15 protein-coding genes and 1 pseudogene are annotated in these 18,503 nt (G+C 70.1%); 8 read left to right on the top strand and 8 right to left on the bottom strand.

The annotated features are described in order from the left end of the window. Positions 1-11: 11 nt before the first annotated feature. The 4 genes from AB0I18_RS28595 to AB0I18_RS28580 all read right to left on the bottom strand — a co-directional run bounded on the left by AB0I18_RS28595 (position 12) and on the right by AB0I18_RS28580 (position 5,065). Complete coding sequence (locus AB0I18_RS28595; protein ID WP_363108465.1) at positions 12-1,352, bottom strand: extracellular solute-binding protein; 1,341 nt, start codon at positions 1,350-1,352, stop codon at positions 12-14. A gap of 487 nt (positions 1,353-1,839) precedes the next feature. Beyond that, complete coding sequence (locus AB0I18_RS28590; protein WP_363108464.1) at positions 1,840-2,910, bottom strand: LacI family DNA-binding transcriptional regulator; 1,071 nt, start codon at positions 2,908-2,910, stop codon at positions 1,840-1,842. A 351-nt stretch (positions 2,911-3,261) separates the two neighbouring features. Next, entirely contained in the window at positions 3,262-4,377 is a 1,116-nt protein-coding gene (locus AB0I18_RS28585) for a HAMP domain-containing sensor histidine kinase (RefSeq protein WP_363108463.1), read from the bottom strand. Next, entirely contained in the window at positions 4,370-5,065 is a 696-nt protein-coding gene (locus AB0I18_RS28580) for a response regulator transcription factor (RefSeq protein WP_363108462.1), read from the bottom strand. Before AB0I18_RS28580 ends, AB0I18_RS28585 begins: the two co-directional genes overlap by 8 nt. 87 nt (positions 5,066-5,152) lie before the next feature. Here AB0I18_RS28580 and AB0I18_RS28575 point away from each other — a divergent pair, with 87 nt between their 5' ends. Together AB0I18_RS28575 and AB0I18_RS28570 are read left to right on the top strand one after the other, a co-directional pair. Further along, positions 5,153-5,788, top strand: a complete 636-nt coding sequence (locus AB0I18_RS28575; RefSeq protein WP_363108461.1) for a M15 family metallopeptidase — start codon at positions 5,153-5,155, stop codon at positions 5,786-5,788. Between the two features lie 23 nt (positions 5,789-5,811). Beyond that, positions 5,812-6,993, top strand: a complete 1,182-nt coding sequence (locus AB0I18_RS28570) for an endonuclease/exonuclease/phosphatase family protein (RefSeq protein ID WP_363108460.1) — start codon at positions 5,812-5,814, stop codon at positions 6,991-6,993. A 274-nt stretch (positions 6,994-7,267) separates the two neighbouring features. On the opposite strand, the gene AB0I18_RS28565 is transcribed toward AB0I18_RS28570, so the two are convergent. Beyond that, on the bottom strand, positions 7,268-9,073 hold the full coding sequence (locus tag AB0I18_RS28565) for a helix-turn-helix domain-containing protein (RefSeq protein WP_363108459.1): 1,806 nt from the start codon (positions 9,071-9,073) through the stop codon (positions 7,268-7,270). Positions 9,074-9,247: 174 nt separating this feature from the next. On the opposite strand from AB0I18_RS28565, the gene AB0I18_RS28560 reads away from it, so the two are divergent. From AB0I18_RS28560 to AB0I18_RS28550, 3 genes are all read left to right on the top strand, one after another. Further along, a complete protein-coding gene (locus AB0I18_RS28560) occupies positions 9,248-11,002 on the top strand; it encodes an FAD-dependent monooxygenase (protein WP_363108458.1) in 1,755 nt (584 codons plus the stop codon). A gap of 149 nt (positions 11,003-11,151) precedes the next feature. Continuing rightward, positions 11,152-12,027: an intradiol ring-cleavage dioxygenase gene (locus tag AB0I18_RS28555; protein WP_363108457.1), complete on the top strand. Its 876-nt coding sequence runs from the start codon at positions 11,152-11,154 to the stop codon at positions 12,025-12,027. 14 nt (positions 12,028-12,041) lie between these two features. Then, positions 12,042-13,106, top strand: a complete 1,065-nt coding sequence (locus tag AB0I18_RS28550) for a maleylacetate reductase (RefSeq protein ID WP_363108482.1) — start codon at positions 12,042-12,044, stop codon at positions 13,104-13,106. A 129-nt stretch (positions 13,107-13,235) separates the two neighbouring features. Here the strand turns inward: AB0I18_RS28550 and AB0I18_RS28545 are convergent, their stop codons facing one another. The 3 genes and pseudogenes from AB0I18_RS28545 to AB0I18_RS28535 form a co-directional block, all read right to left on the bottom strand. Next, the gene (locus AB0I18_RS28545) at positions 13,236-13,463 is read right to left on the bottom strand and encodes a DUF6480 family protein (protein ID WP_363108456.1); all 228 of its coding nucleotides are present in this window, start codon (positions 13,461-13,463) and stop codon (positions 13,236-13,238) included. Positions 13,464-13,913: 450 nt separating this feature from the next. Beyond that, the gene (locus AB0I18_RS28540; RefSeq protein ID WP_363108481.1) at positions 13,914-14,360 is read right to left on the bottom strand and encodes a TIGR03668 family PPOX class F420-dependent oxidoreductase; all 447 of its coding nucleotides are present in this window, start codon (positions 14,358-14,360) and stop codon (positions 13,914-13,916) included. 101 nt (positions 14,361-14,461) lie between these two features. Beyond that, a pseudogene (locus AB0I18_RS28535) lies at positions 14,462-15,002 on the bottom strand (LLM class flavin-dependent oxidoreductase). A gap of 306 nt (positions 15,003-15,308) precedes the next feature. Here AB0I18_RS28535 and AB0I18_RS28530 point away from each other — a divergent pair. From AB0I18_RS28530 to AB0I18_RS28520, 3 genes are read left to right on the top strand one after another with little or no spacing between them, the layout of a single operon-like run. Beyond that, entirely contained in the window at positions 15,309-16,637 is a 1,329-nt protein-coding gene (locus AB0I18_RS28530; RefSeq protein ID WP_363108455.1) for a sugar ABC transporter substrate-binding protein, read from the top strand. Further along, positions 16,634-17,542: a sugar ABC transporter permease gene (locus AB0I18_RS28525; RefSeq protein ID WP_363108454.1), complete on the top strand. Its 909-nt coding sequence runs from the start codon at positions 16,634-16,636 to the stop codon at positions 17,540-17,542. The genes AB0I18_RS28530 and AB0I18_RS28525 overlap by 4 nt, the downstream gene beginning before the upstream one ends. Further along, positions 17,539-18,495, top strand: a complete 957-nt coding sequence (locus AB0I18_RS28520) for a carbohydrate ABC transporter permease (protein ID WP_363108453.1) — start codon at positions 17,539-17,541, stop codon at positions 18,493-18,495. The genes AB0I18_RS28525 and AB0I18_RS28520 overlap by 4 nt, the downstream gene beginning before the upstream one ends. Positions 18,496-18,503 lie beyond the last annotated feature (8 nt).

Genomic DNA, 18,503 nt, shown 5'->3' with positions numbered 1-18,503 from the left:
GCGGTGTTGCCTCAGCTCTTCACGCTGATGCCGCGGGACTTCAGGTCGTCGACCGTCCATTCCTGCATGTGCGCCAGCAGGTCGGTGACCTTCTGCTCCTTGTTCATGACCTTGGCCCAGCCGGCCTGCAGCTCGGTGAACATCGCGGTCCAGTTCGGGCCGTAGACCCAGTCGGTGGTGACCGTGCCCAGGCTGTCCGTCACGACCTTCTTGGCCGGCTCGTAGTTCTCGCCGAGCAGCTTGTCGGAGATCGCCTCGGCGACGTACGCGTCGCTGTCGGCCAGCGCCGGCATGACGCCGTTGCCGGTGGTCGGGCTGGCCATGGTCTTGACGGCGCCGCTGTTGGTGGACATCCACAGGGCGGCCTCGGCGGCCTGCTCCTGGTTCTCGCACTGCTTGGTCACCAGGGTCACGCCACCGCTCTGGTTGGTCCCGGCCGGAGTCTTGGCCGCCTCACCCTTGAACGTCGGCCACGGGGACAGTGCCCAGTCGCCGTGGGACTTGGTGAAGTTCTGGACCATGCCGGCCATCTGCCAGGTGGAGATCTGCCGGGTGACCGTGCCGCCGGTGTCGTAGTTGCGCTGCACGGCCGCGTAGTCGGCGAAGGAGAGCTTGGAGTTGAGGTTGTTGTCGATGATCTCCTGGATCACCTCCGCGGCCTTGAGGCTGCCCTCGTCCTCGAAGTCGACCTTCCAGGCATCGCCGTCGATGGAGTACCAGTGCGCACCGGCCTGCATGGCGAGCACCTCCAGGGTGCTCGGGTCCTCACCGGCGTAGTTGGTGATCTCGATGTCGTGCTTCTTCAGTTCCTTGCCGGCGGCGATGAACTCGTCCCAGGTCGTGGGCGGCTTCAGGCCGTACTTCTTGAAGACGTCGGTGCGGTAGATGGTGAAGGCGGGCGCCGAGCTGGTGGGTACGCCGTAGATCTTGCCCTGCACCCCGGCACTGGCCCAGGCGCCGGCGTTGAACTCGTCCTTGCTGGGTTCGACGTACTTGGTGATGTCGGCGAGCGCGTCCTGCGAGACCCACGTCGTCACGTACTCGGCGGTGTTCTGCAGCAGACAGGGCGCGTTGCCGGCCTTGACGGCGTTGGTCAGCTGCTTCTGCATGGCCAGCTGGTCGGTGACCTTGGTGTACTTGAGCTCGATGTCCTTGTGGCTCGCGTTGAACGCCTTGACGAGGGCCTCGTGGCCGTTGGCCCAGCCCCAGAAGGGGAGGGTGACCGGGCCGGAGGACCCTGAGGACTCGTCGTCCCCGGAGCCGGATCCGCCGCACGCGGAGAGCAGACCTGTCAGCGCGAGGCCCGCTATGGCGGTGCGGGCGACTCTTCTGCGGGGGCTGGTGGAGTTCATCTGACCGTGATCCTTCGGGAGGAGGACGTTCTCGGATCGGGGGGCGGCGGTTTGGTGATGACCAGGAACGGCTGCCGGAAGCATCGGCTCGCGGCTGTGGGGGATGGCCGAGCAGAAGTCGTAGAAACCGGTTGCTGCCGGGGACAGTAGGCGGACTGTCGGGCGTGTATCAAGAGGCCGAGTCGAAATTGTTGCGCCGAGTTGTCCAGGAGGTGAGCACGGGACGCCTTGGGCGCGCTGAGAGGTGGGACTGTCCGCGCAGGTCAGGACGGCCTACGCGGCAATCGCGCGGGTTCCGGCGAGTGGTGCGCACATTGACGGCAGATTTCGGATCGGCTGAGAAACCGCTTACGCAACAGTGTTTCTGCGGGGATGTGCGGCCGCCGTGATCCGGTGGCGCGACGCTGCATGGTTACCGGTTACTTCGTTGTTTCCGGGCGGCTTGCACGCCGTGCGAGGCCAGGCCTGGGTGGGCGGTGTCACCCGGTCACCGGGCCGTGCCTCCCGGCGGTGCCACCGAGTCCCGTACCACCACGTGCGTACCCAGGAGGAGGTGTTCGTCCGGGGCGTCCGGTGCCCGGCTGAGGGCTGTGCGGACGGCCAGGCGGCCCAGTTCCTCGTAGGGGACGTGGACCGTGGTGAGGGGCGGGTGGAGGTCCCGGGCGAAGGGGATGTCGTCGTAACCGGCGAGGGAGACATCGCCCGGGACGGACAGGCCGGCCTCGTGGAGTGCCGTGAGGGCACCGGATGCCACCATGTCGGTAGAGGCCATCACCGCCGTGAACTCCAGGCCCTGGGCGAGGGCTTGGCGCATCAGACGGTGGCCCGAGTCGCGGGTGAAGTCGCCGGAGAGGCGGAGGTCCGGGTCCGGTTCGACGCCGCGGGCGCGGTGGGCGGCCAGGTAGCCCTGTTCGCGGCCCTGGGCCGTGGTGTTGGACGGCTTGCCGCCGAGGAACAGGACGCGCCGGTGGCCCTGCGCCAGGAGGTGGGCGCAGAGTGCGTACGCCCCGCTCTCGTTGTCGTACTCGATGACCGTGACGGGCGCGCCCGGGTCCAGGGGCGGCCGGCCGCAGAGGACGAGTCGTGATCCCGCGGACGCCAGGGAGTCGGCGATACGGGCCATGCGCTCGCGGTACTCGGGCGTGTCCGCGGTGCCGCCGACCAGGATCACGGCGGCCGCACGCTGGGCGCGCATCATCTCGATGAACTCCAGCTGGTGTTCGGCGTCGCCCTCCGTGCTGCACACCAGACAGAGATGGCCGAGCCGGGTCGCCTCGCGTTCCACACCGTGCGCCATGTGCGCGAACGACGGGCCGGTGATGTCGTCGAGGACGAACGCGAGCGTCGGCGTGCCGACGCCGGCGATCGCCTTGGCGCGCGCGTCGGCGACGTAGTCCAGTTCGCGGACCGCCCGCATCACGCGGGTGCGGGTGGACGTGCTCACCGGGTAGTCCCCGGCGAGGACCCGCGACACCGTGGACGCGGACACTCCGGCCTTGGCCGCCACGTCCCGGATCGTGCGCCGGCCCGCGATGTCACCGCTGATCTTCCTCGTCATCCTCGACCTCTCGTTCCGCCCCGGAGGCGACTTGTCCGCCGTCCGGGGGTCGCCCACCCCTGGGAAGTGCGGCAACACTTTCGGCAACCGGTTCCCGAAGCGGAGGCTAGCAGTGGGATGGGCGGACGACGAGAGGTCGGGAATTCCAAACTTTCTCCCCGGTACCGGCCCCGGGACTGAGGGCTCGCAGTCGCGGTGTCGCGTGTTCGCCGGCCGATCGACGTGCCGGACACGATGAGAGATCGCCTGGACATCGTCCTCGCGGTCATCCGGATCGCTGAGGACCCCGGACTCGCTGACGTGTGGGCCGTAGTGCTGGAGCCGCCTCCACCTGGGACGACACCCGATTCCTCACCCGTCGGTGTTCGGGGATGTCGCGGGTAGTTCCACAGTGATGCGGATCCCGCCGGCGGAGCGCGGGGTGAGGGTGAGTACTCCGTCGTGGGCGTGGGTGATGGTTTTGACGATTGCCAGGCCGAGGCCGACTCCTGCGTGGTCGTTGTGTATGCGTTCGGTGCCGCGCTGGAATGGTTCGGTGAGTGCCGAGGCCATCTGCGGGGTGACCTTCTCGCCGGTGTTCTCGACCGTGAGCACCACACGGTCGGGGCGGAGGCCGGTGTTGACCCACACGGTGCCTTGTTCGGGCAGGTTGTGGACGATCGCGTTGTGTACGAGGTTCGTGGTCAGCTGCAACAGGAGGGCTTGCGATCCGATGGTGGGGGTGATGTCGCCGCAGGTCTCGATGGTGACGCCGTGCTTTTCCGCGAGGGGGAGGAGCGTCTCGGTGGCTTCTTCCACCGTGAGGGACAGGTCGACGTGTTCTCGGGTGAAGGACCGCTGGTTGGCGCGGCTGAGGATGAGCAGTGCTTCCGTGAGGTCGATCGCCCTGGTGTTGACGGCGTGGAGGCGGTCGATGACCTCGCCGGGGTCGTGGTTCGGATCGGTGCGGGCCACGTCGAGAAGTGCCTTCGAGATCGCGAGCGGTGTGCGCAACTCGTGAGAGGCGTTGGCCGCGAATCTCCGCTGTTCGGCGACGTGTGCTTCGAGCCGGGCGAGCATCGTGTCGAAGGCGTCGGCGAGTTCGCGGAACTCGTCCGTGCGGCCCGGTAGCCGGATTCGGTGGGAGAACGATCCGTTCGTGGCCATGCGTGTGGCGTCGGTGATGTGGGTCAGGGGGGCGAGCATCCGGCCGGCGAGGATCCACCCTCCCACGAGGCCGAACACCAGCAGGAACACCAGTACCGCGGCTGCTCTCGGAGCGAAGACATCCAGGAGGGCGGAGCGGACGGGGAAAACACCGTGCGTGAGGCTGTCGGCATCGGCGTTGGTGAGCATCGCGCGATCGGGGACGTAACGCAGGAGGAACACCCACACCGCCGCGAGCAGCAGGACGCCGGCGATCATGAGGAAGCCCGCGTAGCTGAGGGTGAGTCTGACGCGAACGCTCAGACCAGGCTGCCTATCCACGGTCTCCTCCCGCGCGTCCGGTGCCGGGTGCTGTGTCGATGCGGTAGCCGACGCCGGCCACGGTGACGATCAGCCAGGGTTCGCCGAGCCGTTTGCGCAGTGCCGAAACGGTGATGCGCACGGCGTTGGTGAACGGGTTGGCGTTCTCGTCCCACGCGCGTTCCAGCAGCTCTTCGGCGCTGACGAGACCGCCTTCGGCAGCGACGAGGACTTCGAGCACGGCGAACTGTTTCCGGGTCAGCGCGACGTAGCGGCCGTCCCGGTAGACCTCTCTGCGGAACGGATCCAGCCGCAGACCGGCGATCTCCCGCACGGGAGGCCTGTGATGAGCACGTCTGCGGTCGAGTGCTCTGAGCCTGAGCGCGAGTTCCTGGAGTTCGAACGGCTTGGTGAGGTAGTCGTCGGCGCCGAGTTCGAACCCGGAGGCCTTGTCGTCGAGCCGGTCGGCCGCGGTGAGCATGAGGATCGGCATGCCGCTGCCGGAGGCGACGATGCGTTTGGCGATCTCGTCGCCGGAAGGGCCGGGGATGTCGCGGTCGAGGACGGCGATGTCGTACGTGTTGACGTTCAGCAGTTCCAGAGCGGTGTCGCCGTCACCGGCGATGTCGGTGGCGATCGCTTCCAGGCGCAGGCCATCGCGGATGGCCTCTGCCAGATAGGGCTCGTCCTCGACGATCAGCACACGCATGCTCTCGATGCTACGAGCCGGCGCATATCGTCGGCGTATCGAAAACCGCATACGTGCCGGCAACACCGCGCTGCCTTCACTGGCGGTATGACTCGAACCCCACCATCGGCACGAACGCCGACCCGCCGCATTCGCCAGTTACTCGGCGTCGGCCTGATAGCCGTATTGGCGGTGATCACCGCGGCCCTCGGCTACCAGGTGTCGAAGTCGTCGTCCTCCTCGGCCGTATCACCCTTGAACACTCTTCGCAGTGAGCACCGTGCCGCGCTCGGCGAGGCCGATGGTGTCGTCCCCGACGGCGTGACGGTCTTCGATGACGCGACTCCGGCCGTGGCCAACCTCGATCCAGAGTTACTCAAGGCACTCCGCCGGGCCGCGACGGCCGCCGAGGACGACGGAGTCGAGTTCCACGTCAACAGCGGCTGGCGTTCCCCGGAGTACCAGAACCAGCTTCTTCGCGAGGCGGTCTCCAAGTACGGGTCCGAGGACGAGGCCGCCCGGTGGGTGGCGACCGCGGCGACGTCTCCTCACGTGTCGGGGGACGCGGTCGACATCGGGCGCTCCGACGCGACGGCGTGGCTGTCCGAGCACGGTGCCGGGTACGGGCTGTGCCAGATCTACCGGAACGAACCCTGGCACTACGAACTGCGCGCCGACGCGATCGATCGCGGTTGCCCGCGCATGTATGCCGACCCCACCGAGGACCCGAGGATTCAGCAGTGACCGGCAGCGAGCGAGGACCGACGATGGCGCAGGCGGATAGGGCGGATAGGGCGGATAGGGCGGATACGGCAGATACGGCAGATACGGCAGATAGGGCGGATACGGCGGACGCGGCGGACGCGGCGGAGACCGGACAGGGCGGCGCAGGCCGCCGGGACACCGGCACCGGCCACCAGGACACCGGCCCCGGTACCTGGCGCGCGGACATCCGCCGGGTGATCCGAATCGGGGCCCGGCCGGGCCCCTGGAAGCGGGGCCCGGTGCTCGCGGCACTGGCGCTGCTGCTCGGCCTGCTCATGCTGCTGCACGCGCAGATCCCGAACCGGATCGGGAACCTCGGCAGCCTGGTGGAGACCTTCCTGCCGTGGTTCGGCCTGTTCGTCCCGGTGCTGCTGGCCGGGGCGCTGTGGCGCCGCTCCGCCTCCGCGGTGGCCGCGCTGCTGCTGCCGGTCACGGTGTGGCTGAACCTCTTCGGCGGGCTGCTCGGCGACAAGTCCCACCCGGGCGGCGACCTCACCGTGGTCAGCCACAACGTCGGCGCCGACAACTCCGACCCGGCCGGCACCGCCCGCGACCTGGCCGCCTCCGGTGCGGACGTGCTGGCACTGGAGGAGCTGACCCAGCAGGCCAGGGGTACGTACGAGAAGGGGCTGGCGAAGGCGTACCCGTACCACGCGGTGCTGGGCACGGTCGGGCTGTGGAGCAAGCTGCCGCTGTCCGACACCCGGCCGGTCGACATCAAGCAGGACGTCGGGCCGCTGGGGGACACCAAGCCGGCCGAGGTCAAGCTGGCCTACAACCGGGCGCTGCGCACCACGGTGGCCACGGACCAGGGTCCGCTGGCGGTGTATGTGGCCCACCTGGGGTCGGCTCGGGTGAATCCCAGGGAAGGCTTCCGGACGGACTCGCGGGACAGAAACGCGCAGGCGCTCGGCGAGGCCGTCGCCGCCGAGCGGAACGAGCGGGTGGTGCTGCTCGGCGACCTGAACGGCACCATGGACGACCGCGCCTTCGCCGGCCTCACCTCACAACTGCGCTCGGCCCAGAGCGCGGCCGGGGACGGCTTCGGCTTCACCTGGCCCGAGTCTTTCCCGGTGGCGCGGATCGACCAGATCCTGGTCAGGGGAGTGGAGCCGGAGAGCTCGTGGGTGTTGCCGGGCACCGGCAGCGACCACCTGCCGGTGGCGGCCGGAATCAGCTGGTGAACACTCGGAAACAGGCTCAAAAGGCTCCGATTCCGTCCCGGGATCCGGGAGTACGCACCGCGGCGATGGTGTCGACCCGCAGGTAGTACTGATCGATGTGGACCAGTCGCGCCCGTGTGAGTGTCTCGTCCTCGGCGTCGGTGACCGGGGGTGTACCCGATGTCGTACGCCTCGCTCACCAGCAGCACCCGGTTCCGGCGCAGCCGGTGCGCCGACTGTCTGAGCTGGGCCCAGCGGGGCGGTGAGCATCAGCAGGTGCGGGCGTCGGGAGCTTTCAGCTCCGGTAACCCCGCAGTTTTCGGTACAGCGTCGCGCGGGCGATTCCCAGTGCCGCCGCCGCGCGTGCCTTGTTGCCGCCGTGCCGGCGCAGTGCCTCCAGGATGGCGGTGCGCTCGGCGTGCTCCATCGGGCTCAGCTGCCGTGCCGCGGGCCCCTCCCGGACGAGGTCCGGCAGTTCGGCCCGCCGTACCGGCCCCGCCGCCCGCCGCTGCTCGGCCAACGTCCGTACAAGGTGGATGAGTTCCGTGACGTTCCCGGGCCACGGGTGCTGCTCCATGGCCCGCAGGGCGTCCAGGGTCCAGGTGAGCGGAGGCCGTCCCGGCACCGGCTTCGGCGCCAGCTCCGTGAGCAACTCCTTGATGTCCTCGGGGCGTTCACGCAGCGCCGGCAGAGTCACGGATCGCGCGGCGAGTGTGTCGAGCAGACGCTGGAGGCAGGGTCCCGGGGGAGTCCCGGGCGTGTAGGTGACGAGCAGAGGTGCGTTCGGATGCCCTTCGAGGGCGGCGTTGAGGGCGGCGACGTCGGGCTGGGCGAGCCGCTCGGCATGGCGCAGCAGGAGCACGCGGTCCTCCGCCAACGCCCCGGCCCAGGCGCCGAGTTTGTCGACCGGTCCCTCCGCCGCGTCCACGACGAGCGGATCCCGGTCCCCGCGCCGGGTCAGCAACTCCCGCGCCAGCGCCGTCTTTCCGATCCCTCGCTCGCCGGTCAGCAGCAGAGGCTCCCGGGAGCGAGCCAGCTCCGTCGCGCGCGTCGTCGCATGCCGCCAGGGCACCGAACGCCCGGCGAGCGCGACGGCCGGCGGCCCGGTGGCCGGCGTCGTCCCGCCGACGGGCGGTTCGAGCACGGCGACCACACCGATGACTGTGCCCCGGTGGCGTACCGGCGTGACGTGCGCCGTGCCGACGCCGTCGGGAAGCACGAGGTCGTACGCACCCGCGCGGGTCGAACCGCACGGCTGCGCCCCCGGCGTCCCGCAACCCGAGTTCGCCTCCTCGCGGTCCGAGCCCGTCGCCGCGCCTTCACCCCAACCGCTCGCGGCAGCGTTCCGCTCCAGCAGTTCCATCGCCCCCGGCGAGACCATTTCCGCCGCGGCCTCGCTCAGCAGCCGGTTCCTCCTGTCGAGGGCCACAACCGCCGCGCCCGGCCGTGCGGTGGCGCGCTGGTAGGCGTCGAGCAGCACCCGCTCCGGTGTGCGTGACCGTGCCAGCAGCTCTGCCTCGACGGCCGTCGCAGTGGCCTCGGCGAGGGCGGCGCCGGGGTGGGGCGTACACCCGGTGCGGAGGCCGGAGGCGACGGTCACCGTGCCCAGCACCTGACCGCTCTCCGGGGCCAACACCGGGACGCTGACGGCGGAGACGTCCTGCCACAGGTCGAGGAAGTGCTCGGGGCCGTGCACCTCCGCGCGGCGGCGTGTACGCAGGGCGAGGGCCGCGCTGTTGTGTCCGACCTCCTGCTCGGAGAGGTCGCGGCATGTCGCGTTGACGGGCGCGCTCCCGGCCGACCACAGCACGCGCAGCCGTTCGTCGGTGAGGACGAGCGACGACTGCCCGGGGGTGAGGGCGGGCGCGAGCCGTTCGAGCACGGGCCGCGCCGCGGACAGCAGGGCCGACTTCGCCGCCGGTAGCGGCCTGGCGGGTCCCCTCAGGTCGTGCGGCACGCCGAAGAAGCGGGCACGGCGCCACGCGGCGACGACCTCGTCCGGTACGCCGTCGGGCAGTGGGCGCCCTGTCAGGAACCGCTCGCGTGCCTGACGCAGCGGGGCAAGGGCGGGGCGGGCGGGGGAGTCTTCGGTGGTGGTCACGACGCCTCTCACCGTATCGGGCGCCCCGGCGGAACCGACATGGGCCCGCGGAAGGTGTGTTCCGCCCCCTGCCTCCGCCCCTGCCACTGTCTCGTAATGAGACACCCGCGCATCCGCGCACCACCCCATGATCATGACTGGTTGGTGCTGTTCTCATCCTCTGGAGCGTCTGTCGTGCACACCGTCGAGCCCGTAGTCGAGACCGACGTACTGATCGTGGGCAGCGGCCCGGCGGGCGCCTCGGCCGCCTTGGCCCTGAGCACCTACGGCGTGCCCAACATCGTGGTCACCCGCTACGCGAGCCTCGCCGACACACCCCGCGCCCACATCACCAACCAGCGCACGATGGAGGTCCTGCGCGACCTCGGCGTCGAGCGGGAGGTCATCGCGAAGGCCACGCCCCAGCACCTGATGGGCAACACCACCTTCTGCACCAGTCTGGCCGGCGAGGAGCTGGGCCGCGTCCGCTCCTGGGGCAACGACCCGCTCGTCCAGGCCGCGCACGAACTCGCCAGCCCCACCCGCATGTGCGACATGCCGCAGCACCTGATGGAGCCGGTTCTCGTCGATGCCGCCGTCGCGCGGGGCACCAACCTCCGCTTCAGCACGGTCTACAAGTCCTTCGTCCAGGACGCCGACGGAGTCACCGTCACCGTCGAGGACCGGCTGCGCGGCGACGAGTACACCGTCCGCGCCAAGTACCTGATCGGCGCCGACGGCGGCCGCTCCAAGGTCGCCGAGGACGCGGGCCTGCCGATGGGCGGTCAGATGGGCGTGGCCGGCAGCATCAACATCGTCTTCGACGCGGACCTGAGCGAGTACACCGCGCACCGGCCCTCGACGCTGTACTGGGTCCTCGCCCCCGGGGCCACCGTCGGCGGCATCGGAGCCGGCCTCGTCCGCAACGTCCGCCCGTGGAACGAGTGGATGATCGTCTGGGGATACGACGTGACCGCGGGCGCCCCGGACCTCACCACCGAGTACGCGGAGTCGATCGTCCGCCGGCTCGTCGGCGACGACGAGATTCCGGTGACCATCAAGTCCTCCTCGGCCTGGACGGTCAACGAGATGTACGCCGAGACCTACTCCAACGGCCGCGTCCTGTGCGCCGGCGATGCCACGCACCGCCACCCGCCGTCCAACGGCCTCGGCTCCAACACCTCCATCCAGGACTCGTACAACCTGGCCTGGAAGCTCAAGCACGTCCTCGACGGCACCGCCTCCCCGAAGCTGCTGGACACGTACACCGCCGAGCGCGCCCCCATCGGCAGGCAGGTCGTCACCCGCGCCAACAAGTCCATCGGCGAGACCGCCCCCGTCTTCGAGGCCCTGGACGGGCTCTCCCCGCAGACCCCCGAGCAGTTGTGGGCCAACATCGCCGCCCGCAAGGACGCCACCGAGGCCGCCGAGAAGCAGCGCGCCAAGCTTCGCGACGCGATCGCCTTCAAGGCGTACGAGTTCAACGCGCACGGCGTCGACCTCAACCAGCGCTATTCCGCCGACGCCTCCGCCGCGGTCGTCCCCGACGGCACGCCCGACCCCGGCTTCGACCGCGACCCCGAGCTGTACCACCAGCCCACCTCCCGGCCCGGCGCCAAGCTGCCGCACGCCTGGATCACGGCCGGGACCAGGACCCTGTCCACTCTCGACGCAGCGGGGCAGGGCCGCTTCACGCTGTTCACCGGCATCGGCGGCGAGCGCTGGGTACGGGCGGCAGAGGCGGCGGACCTGGACGTCGCCACCGCCGTCATCGGCCCCGGGCAGCAGTACGAGGACCCGTACGGCGACTGGGCGCGGCTCAGCGAGATCGCCGACTCGGGCGCTCTTCTCGTACGCCCGGACGGGTATGTCGCCTTCCGGCATGCGACGGCGACGGAGGACGCCGAGCGGTTGCTGACCGGGGCGCTGCGGCGGATCCTCGGACGGTAGCTCCCCTGGTTGCGCGGTTGGGGTGCGGGGGCTGCGGGTCGCGTGTTCGTGCGGGCTGACTGTGGCTGGTCGCGCAGTTCCCCGCGCCCCTTGCAGGGGCGCTGACAGTGATTGTTTGAAAGCGGGACCCGGTAGGAACAGGAGTCGTTATGACCATCGATGCCGACGGGGCCGCGGTCACCGAGGAGGCTGTTGGGAGTCTCGGTGCGGGTACCGATCCGCGGTTGCGCGAGTTGCTCGTCGGGCTGATCCGGCATCTGCACGACTTCGCGCGGGAGACGCGGCTCACCCAGGAGGAGTGGGAGCGGGCGATCGGATTCCTGACGGCTACGGGGCAGCAGTGCACCGACACCCGGCAGGAGTTCATCCTCCTGTCGGACGTGCTCGGGCTGTCGATGCTGGTCGAGACGCTGAACGCCCAGCGCGGTGCGGGCGCGACGGAGTCGACCGTCCTCGGCCCCTTCCACATGACCGAGTCGCCGGTCCGTGAACTCGGCGCGGACATCGACCTGGTGGGCAGCGGCGAGCCGTGCGTGGTCAGCGGCCGGGTGCTCGCCGAGGACGGCACACCGCTGCCCGGCGCGGTCCTCGACGTGTGGCAGGCCGACGCGCACGGCTTCTACGACGTGCAGCGGCCGGACGTCCAGCCGGCGGGCAACGGACGCGGCCTCTTCACGACGGACGCCGAGGGCCGCTTCTGGTTCCGCAGCTGCGTCCCGAGTCCGTACCCCATCCCGACCGACGGCCCGGTCGGCGAACTGCTCCGCGCCACCGGCCGGCATCCCTACCGGCCCGCGCACATCCACTTCATCGCCACGGCCGAGGGGCACACCCCGGTCACCACGCACATCTTCGTGGCGGGCAGCGACTATCTGGACTCGGACGCGGTCTTCGCGGTGAAGAGCAGCCTGGTCCAGGACTTCGCCGAGACCGACGACCCGTCCCTGGCAAGGGAGTTCGGCATCCCGAACCCCTTCCGGCAGGCCCGCTTCGACCTCGTACTGACCCCGGGTCCCGCCGCATGAACCCTGTGAGCGCCATGAATTTCTCGTACGAGGCACAGCCCATGCGGGTCGTCTTCCGCCCCGGAGCCTCGGTGACCGCGACCGCGGACGAGGCCCAACGGCTCGGACTGCGGCGGCTGTTGGTGGTGTCCGGGAGGCGCGGCTCGGACACCGCGCGGGCGGTCGCCGACTCGCTGGGCCCGCTGTGCGCGGGGCTGCACACCGAAGCCCGTATGCATGTCCCGGCAGAGGTCGCCGACCGGGCCGTCGAGGTGGCGCGCACGGTCGGCGCCGACGGATGTGTCGCGGTCGGCGGGGGTTCGGCGATCGGCCTCGGCAAGGCGATCGCGTTGCGCACCGGCCTGCCGCTGATCGCCGTGCCCTCCACGTACTCCGGCTCCGAGATGACCCCCGTGTGGGGCCTCACCGAGGACGGCAGGAAGCGCACCAGTCGTGATCCGTCGGTCCTGCCGCGCAGTGTGGTGTACGACCCGGAGCTCACGCTCTCCATGCCCGTCGCCCTCTCCGTCACCAGCGGAATCAACGCCGTCGCGCACGCGGTGGAGGCGCTGTACGCCCCGGACGCCTCGCCACTCGTCTCGTTGATGGCCGAAGAGGGCGTACGCGCCATGGTCTCGGCACTCCCGGAGGTCGCCGCCGAACCGGAGGGGTTGGAGGCCCGCGGCCGCGCCCTCTACGCGGCCTGGCTCTGCGGCTCCTGCCTGGGCGCGACCACCATGGGCCTGCACCACAAGCTGTGCCATGTCCTGGGCGGCACCTTCGGCCTGCCACACGCCGAGACACACACGGTGGTCCTCCCGTACGCCCTCGCGTACAACGCGCCGACCGCCCCCGAAGCGATGCGCGTCCTCGGCCGCGCCCTCGGCACCGACAACGCCCCGGGGGCTCTCCGGACCCTGGCCGGCCGCTTCGGCGCACCTCGCTCACTCGCCGAACTCGGCCTGGCCGAGGACGATTTGACAGTCGCGGCCGAACAGGCGGCGGGGCAGGCGTACGCCAATCCGCGCGAGGTCACGCTGGACGGGGCACGGGGAGTGCTGCGGGCGGCGTACGAAGGCCGAGCGCTCGACGCTGTCTGAAAGTCCCTGTCGGGGTTGGGACGGTCTTCGTCGCCATGGGGTTCACCCATGGCCAGTGGGCGCCGGAGAGGACAAGCGGGCGGGTCCGGCGCGCGGGCAGCCGGGCCCGGTCTCAGGGTGCCGCTGCTCTCACAGCGCCACCGCGAAGGCGATGAGGCCCACCGCGCAGAGCAGCACGACGATGATGATCAGAGCCAGCGGGGCCTTGGCCCAGCCCTTGGCAGGGTTGTACGTCTCCTCGGGTCCGGCCCATGGCGTGCTCCCCTCCGCGGGCGGGGTCTCTCCCGGCGGCACGCCTCCGCCGGGTTCGAGACCAGGGGTGGTGCGGGGATCCGGATCCGGATTGGTCGCGTTCATGACTCACGGCTTTCTTTCTGTGCTTGCGGCCTCTCAAGGCCCACGCCGGTACCTTCGGCGAATGCCTGGCTCGCCGGGCGGAGAACCGCCGCGCCACGGGCCTCGCCCCGGTGGGAGGCCACGGTTCGGGCCCTGTCGATCGGCTCGGTGTTCGTGTGCTCGGCATCGGGAGAACGCGGCGGTCGGCGAGCCCGTCGCCTTCCGGACGTCCAGCGGGGAACGACCGCCCCGGTCTCGTCCGAGGGCACGACCGGCCCAGGTCGAGTACCCGGGCCGAGGCCCCGAAACGCGTGGCCCCGCCCGTCCCGGACGCTGTTGGCGAATCCCCGGTGCCCGGTGCCCGGGTCGGGGGCTGCCGACCGGATTCGCCAACAGGGTCCGTCCCGGTGGGGGACTCACGTCTCCGCAGGGACTGCGGGTGCCGCGCTCGCATGCGGGAAAACGCGGTTCTCACAGGCCCGGAGCCGGCGAGGCGCCGCCCCGCCAGCCGAGCCACCGCCGGACGGTGACCGCGATCACCGGGCCTCCCGGGGGCTGCCGACGGTAAGGCGCGTACTTTTCGCGCAGCAGGGCGATCGCCGTGGCGTACTCGTCCTGCACGGCCGGTTCGTCGGGCGGGACGATACGGGCGTCGCCGTCCGCGCGGACCCACCACAGCCGGTCCCAGTCCTCGTCGTACGCGTCCACGAGGAGGCTGACGGACGGGTGGACGGCGATGTTGCGCAGCCGCTTCACGTGCGGGGTGGTCTTGGGCTTCCAGTCGACGGCCGTGACGATCACGTCGTCGTGCCGCGCGAACACGATCGGCACCAGGTGGGGCCGCCCCTCGGCGTCCACTGTCGCCAGCCGGGCCACGCGGGCCGCCACGAACCGGCGTCGCGCCTCGTCCTCGTCCATGTCCGGCACAGCGAGCTCCGATTCCCCGGCGATTCCCTGGTCCTGGTCCTGATCCTGTTCTTGTCGCTGTCAGACCTGTCCACTCTGCCGGACGGTCTCCGTCAGCGGTACTCGGACGCGGCCTCGGCCAGCTCGTCGAGCGTGCTCAGCGTCTGGTCCTCCGGCCGGGTCGGCAGGTGGAACACGACGTGCTCGACGCCGAGTTGCGCGTAGGTGTCGAGCGCCTCCCGGTCGTGCGGGGCGCCCGTACGCGACCACACCGGGCCGCTCACCGGCCACCTGCCGCATACGGTCGATCTGGCCGGCCAGTTCCTTGGGGTGCGTCCACAGCCGGATGATCGCGCGCATCCGTTCGTCCATGAGCCGGCCACGGCCGGCCGGGTCGGTTCCGTGGTTGCGCGTCTCCTCGCGGTTCCAGCCCGCCCCGACCCCGAAGACGGCACGGCCACCGGAGACCAGATCCAGCATGGCCACTTCCTTCGCGGTGATGATCGGGTCCCGCTGAATCACCAGCGCGATCCCGGTACCCAGCAGCAGCTCACGGGTGGCTGCGGCGGCCGCGCCCCGCGCCTCCAGAGCCGGGCCCAGGGCGGCGGGCCCGATCCCCTCGTCGGTCAGGAACGTGGACACTCCGAACTTCATCGTCTGCACCCCGCGTCCGTCCTCGGTTCCGGTCCGCCATGTCGTACGCCGGCTCGCTGCCGGGCTGTTGCGGTACCCCCGTGAGGCCGGAGCATGCCCTCGCCTCGCCTCGCCTCGCCTCGCCTCGCCTCGCCTCGCCCGGACCGGTCCCGCCCGGCCGAGTGGCCGAATTCCGGGGCTGTGTGTGACGACGGTGAAAACTCCAATCCATGTCTTGACATACGGCTGAAACGATTCTTAGCTGGCAGGCGCGTATTTAGATCCATGAAGAGAGTTCATGGACATGAACGTGAACGGAGTGTGCCCATGGGTGACCGTCGACGGCGCCGCCGCCTGGCCGCCGCACTCGCCACCGCGGGGCTCCTGTTCGGAACGGCCGCCTGCGGCTCCGGATCCGACACCGCAGGCAGCGGCGACCCGAACACGCTTGAGGTCTGGACCCGGAGCAACCCGGACGCGGCCGCCACGTACAAGCCGGTGTTCGCCGCCTTCACCAAGAGGACCGGCATCAAGGTCGACTACCAGCCGGTCATCAACTTCGACCAGCAGTTGCAGAGCCGGGCCTCCACCAAGGACCTGCCGGACGTCATGATCAACGACACCGCGCTGATGGGCAGTTACCAGCGCCAGGGTCTGCTGAAGGCCATCGACCCCGAATCGATCGCCGGGCACCGGCAGATCGATGCCAAGACCTGGTCCTCCACCGTGGGTCTCGACGGCAAGCACTACGGCGTCCCGTACTCGAGGCAGGCCGTGACCCTGTTCGTGCGCAAGGACTGGCGCGAGAAGGTCGGCCTGCCGCAGCCGAAGACCTGGCAGGACATGCTCACGCTCGCCAAGGCATTCGCCACCCGCGACCCCGACGGGGACGGCAAGAAGAACACGTACGGCATGGTCGTCCCTGGCAGTGCCCAGAACGCCTATGCCGCCTGGTGGGGCTCCAGTTACCTCTGGCAGGGCGGCGCCGAGATCATCGAGCCCGACGGCGACGGCGGCTACCGTCCCGTCGCCGACTCGGCGGCCGCCGTACGTACCGTCACCTGGCTGAAGGACAACCTCTTCTGCGGTGACAACGCTGTCGTACAGCCCGCCGCGCTGACCTCCGTCACCTCCACCGCCACCAACTTCCAGGACGGCAACGCCGGTATGTACCTCACCGGCCCCTACAACATCGCCACGTTCGACGCCGCGCTCGGCAAGGACAAGTACGAGGTCCTGCCCGCCCCCGCGGGGCCCGCGGGCTCCACCGTGCTGGCCGACGGCGAGAACATCTACTTCGGCGCCAAGACCGGCAAGGCGAAGCAGGAACAGGCCCTCGCCTCCTTCCTCGTCTCATCCGAGGCGCAGCAGCTCGCCATGACCGGCGACCACCAGCCCGTCGTGCGGATCCCCGTCAACTCCACGCTGGACGCGGCGAAGGTGCGCGGCGACGCCCGCTGGAGCGTGGTGCAGAAGGCGTACCGCGAGGACTCCGAGCAGTTCCCCAACGCCCCGGACTTCGCCCCGATCAAGCAGGACACCGCCGACAGTCTCAACGCGCTGTTCACGTACTGCGGCAGTGACGTCGGCGCCGGCCTCAGGGAACTGAACGACACCCTCGCCGGTGACCTCAAGGACCAGGACCTGATGCCATGACCGCAACCGTGACCACAGCCCCTCGGCGGCGCGGAGTCCGCACCGGGAAAGCCCTGCTTCCCTGGGTGTTCCTCGCCCCGGGCCTGCTCCTCGCCCTCGTCTTCAAGTTCGTGCCCATGGGCAAGGGCGTCTGGCTCAGCTTCTTCGAGGTACGGCCCTTCCTCGGCGACAAGTGGGTCGGGCTCGACAACTACACCCGGGTCCTGACCGACCAACGCTTCCAGGACGCGATCGGCCACACCCTGCTCCTCGGCGTCGGCATGTCCCTGGGTGCCATCGTCGTCGGCTTCGGCCTCGCCCTGCTCCTTGAAGGGCAGACCCGCTCCCTCAAGTTCATCCGCACCGCGGTCTTCCTGCCCGTCGTCACCGCCACCGCGGTCGTCGGCGAGATGTGGCGGCTGATGTACTACCCGACGTCCGACGGTCTCATCAACAGCACTCTCGGCCTCGTCGGCATCGGTCCCGTGCCGTTCCTCGACAACCCGGACACCGCCCTGTGGTCGGTGATGGCCATGAGTATCTGGATCACCGCCCCGTACAACATGGTGATCATCCTCGCCGGACTCGCCGGTGTGGACCGTTCGTTGTACGAGGCCGCCGCGATGGACGGTGTCTCCCTGTGGCAGCGGCTGCGCTACGTCACACTGCCCGCCATCCGCCCGGCACTCGGCATCGTCCTCACCCTCGCCGCGATCCGCGGCCTGCGCGTCTTCACCGAGGTGTACGTCCTCACCGGCGGCGGTCCCGCCGGATCCACCGAGGTCTGGATGACCCGGGCCTTCACGCTCGGCTTCACCCGCAACGACATCGGCGGCGCCTCCGCCGCCTCGGTCGTCCTGCTCGGCGTGACACTCGTGCTCACCGTGACCGTCAACCAGCTGCGCAAGAGGGGAGACGTGCGATGAGCGCACCCACCATCGACCCGGTTCCGGTCCAGGCACCCGGCAAGACCTCCGGTTCCGCGTCCCGCCGTACGGCGAAGGCGGCCCGCACCACCCCCGCCCGTTTCGACACCGCGCTCGGCTGGAGCGACCGGCCGGGTCTCGGCCTCGCGCTGCGCGTCCTGCTCTGCCTGATCGCGCTCGGGGTCTTCGCGGCGCCGTTCCTGACCATCGTCTCCGGCGCCTTCGACGACGACGCGCGCGGCTCGGTGCTCTCCTTCTATCCGCACGACGCCGGCCTCACGAACATGCGGGTGGCCGGCGACCGCGGCATCTGGGACTACTTCACCAACTCGCTCGTCATAGCGGGCGGCGGCCTGCTGCTCCAGCTGACCGTCTCCGTCCTCGCCGCCTACGCGCTGGCCCGGCACCGGTTCCGCGGACGGGCCCTCGTCCTGACGCTGTTCATGCTCACGATGATGCTCCCCGAGGAAGTCATCGCCATCCCGCTGTCCCTCGTCCTCGGCGATGTCCCGCTGGTCGGCGTCGACCTGAAGGGCACCGCCTGGGGCGTGATCCTGCCGGTCGGTGCCTGGGGATTCTCGGTGATGCTGCTGACCGAGTTCATGCGGGACATCCCGGTGGAGATCGAGGAGGCCGCCCGGCTGGACGGTGTGGGCGAGTTGCGGATGCTGTGGCAGGTCGTGCTGCCGCTGTGCAAGCCCGCGCTCGGCGTGGCCGGCGTCCTCGGCTTCATCATGATCTGGGACCAGTACCTGCTGCCGCTGATCGCCGCGAAGGACCCCACCGACTACACGGTCACCGTCGCCCTGTCGATCCTGCGCACCGACCCCGAGGTCGGCTCAGGGGTGGTGCTGGCCGGCGCCGTCATCGCGCTCGTCCCCAGCCTGGTCGTCTACCTGCTCCTCCAGCGCTCGCTGGTCACCGGCATCGCGGCCGGGGCCACGAAGGGCTGAGCCAACAC

Origin of the sequence: Streptomyces sp. NPDC050704, assembly GCF_040654355.1 — a bacterium.
Classification (GTDB): Bacteria; Actinomycetota; Actinomycetes; order Streptomycetales; family Streptomycetaceae; genus Streptomyces.
Note: the sequence above shows the minus strand (reverse complement) of the source record. Positions and strands in the feature narration are given on the sequence as shown.

Bases quoted from the DNA above. Each gene is read 5' to 3' on its own strand.
- AB0I18_RS28595 (WP_363108465.1), bottom strand. From the start codon at position 1,352: ATGAACTCCACCAGCCCCCGCAGAAGAGTCGCCCGCACCGCCATAGCG.
- AB0I18_RS28590 (WP_363108464.1), bottom strand. From the start codon at position 2,910: ATGACGAGGAAGATCAGCGGTGACATCGCGGGCCGGCGCACGATCCGG.
- AB0I18_RS28580 (WP_363108462.1), bottom strand. From the start codon at position 5,065: ATGCGTGTGCTGATCGTCGAGGACGAGCCCTATCTGGCAGAGGCCATC.
- AB0I18_RS28575 (WP_363108461.1), top strand. From the start codon at position 5,153: ATGACTCGAACCCCACCATCGGCACGAACGCCGACCCGCCGCATTCGC.
- AB0I18_RS28570 (WP_363108460.1), top strand. From the start codon at position 5,812: ATGGCGCAGGCGGATAGGGCGGATAGGGCGGATAGGGCGGATACGGCA.
- AB0I18_RS28555 (WP_363108457.1), top strand. From the start codon at position 11,152: ATGACCATCGATGCCGACGGGGCCGCGGTCACCGAGGAGGCTGTTGGG.
- AB0I18_RS28550 (WP_363108482.1), top strand. From the start codon at position 12,042: ATGAATTTCTCGTACGAGGCACAGCCCATGCGGGTCGTCTTCCGCCCC.
- AB0I18_RS28545 (WP_363108456.1), bottom strand. From the start codon at position 13,463: ATGAACGCGACCAATCCGGATCCGGATCCCCGCACCACCCCTGGTCTC.
- AB0I18_RS28540 (WP_363108481.1), bottom strand. From the start codon at position 14,360: ATGGACGAGGACGAGGCGCGACGCCGGTTCGTGGCGGCCCGCGTGGCC.
- AB0I18_RS28530 (WP_363108455.1), top strand. From the start codon at position 15,309: ATGGGTGACCGTCGACGGCGCCGCCGCCTGGCCGCCGCACTCGCCACC.
- AB0I18_RS28525 (WP_363108454.1), top strand. From the start codon at position 16,634: ATGACCGCAACCGTGACCACAGCCCCTCGGCGGCGCGGAGTCCGCACC.
- AB0I18_RS28520 (WP_363108453.1), top strand. From the start codon at position 17,539: ATGAGCGCACCCACCATCGACCCGGTTCCGGTCCAGGCACCCGGCAAG.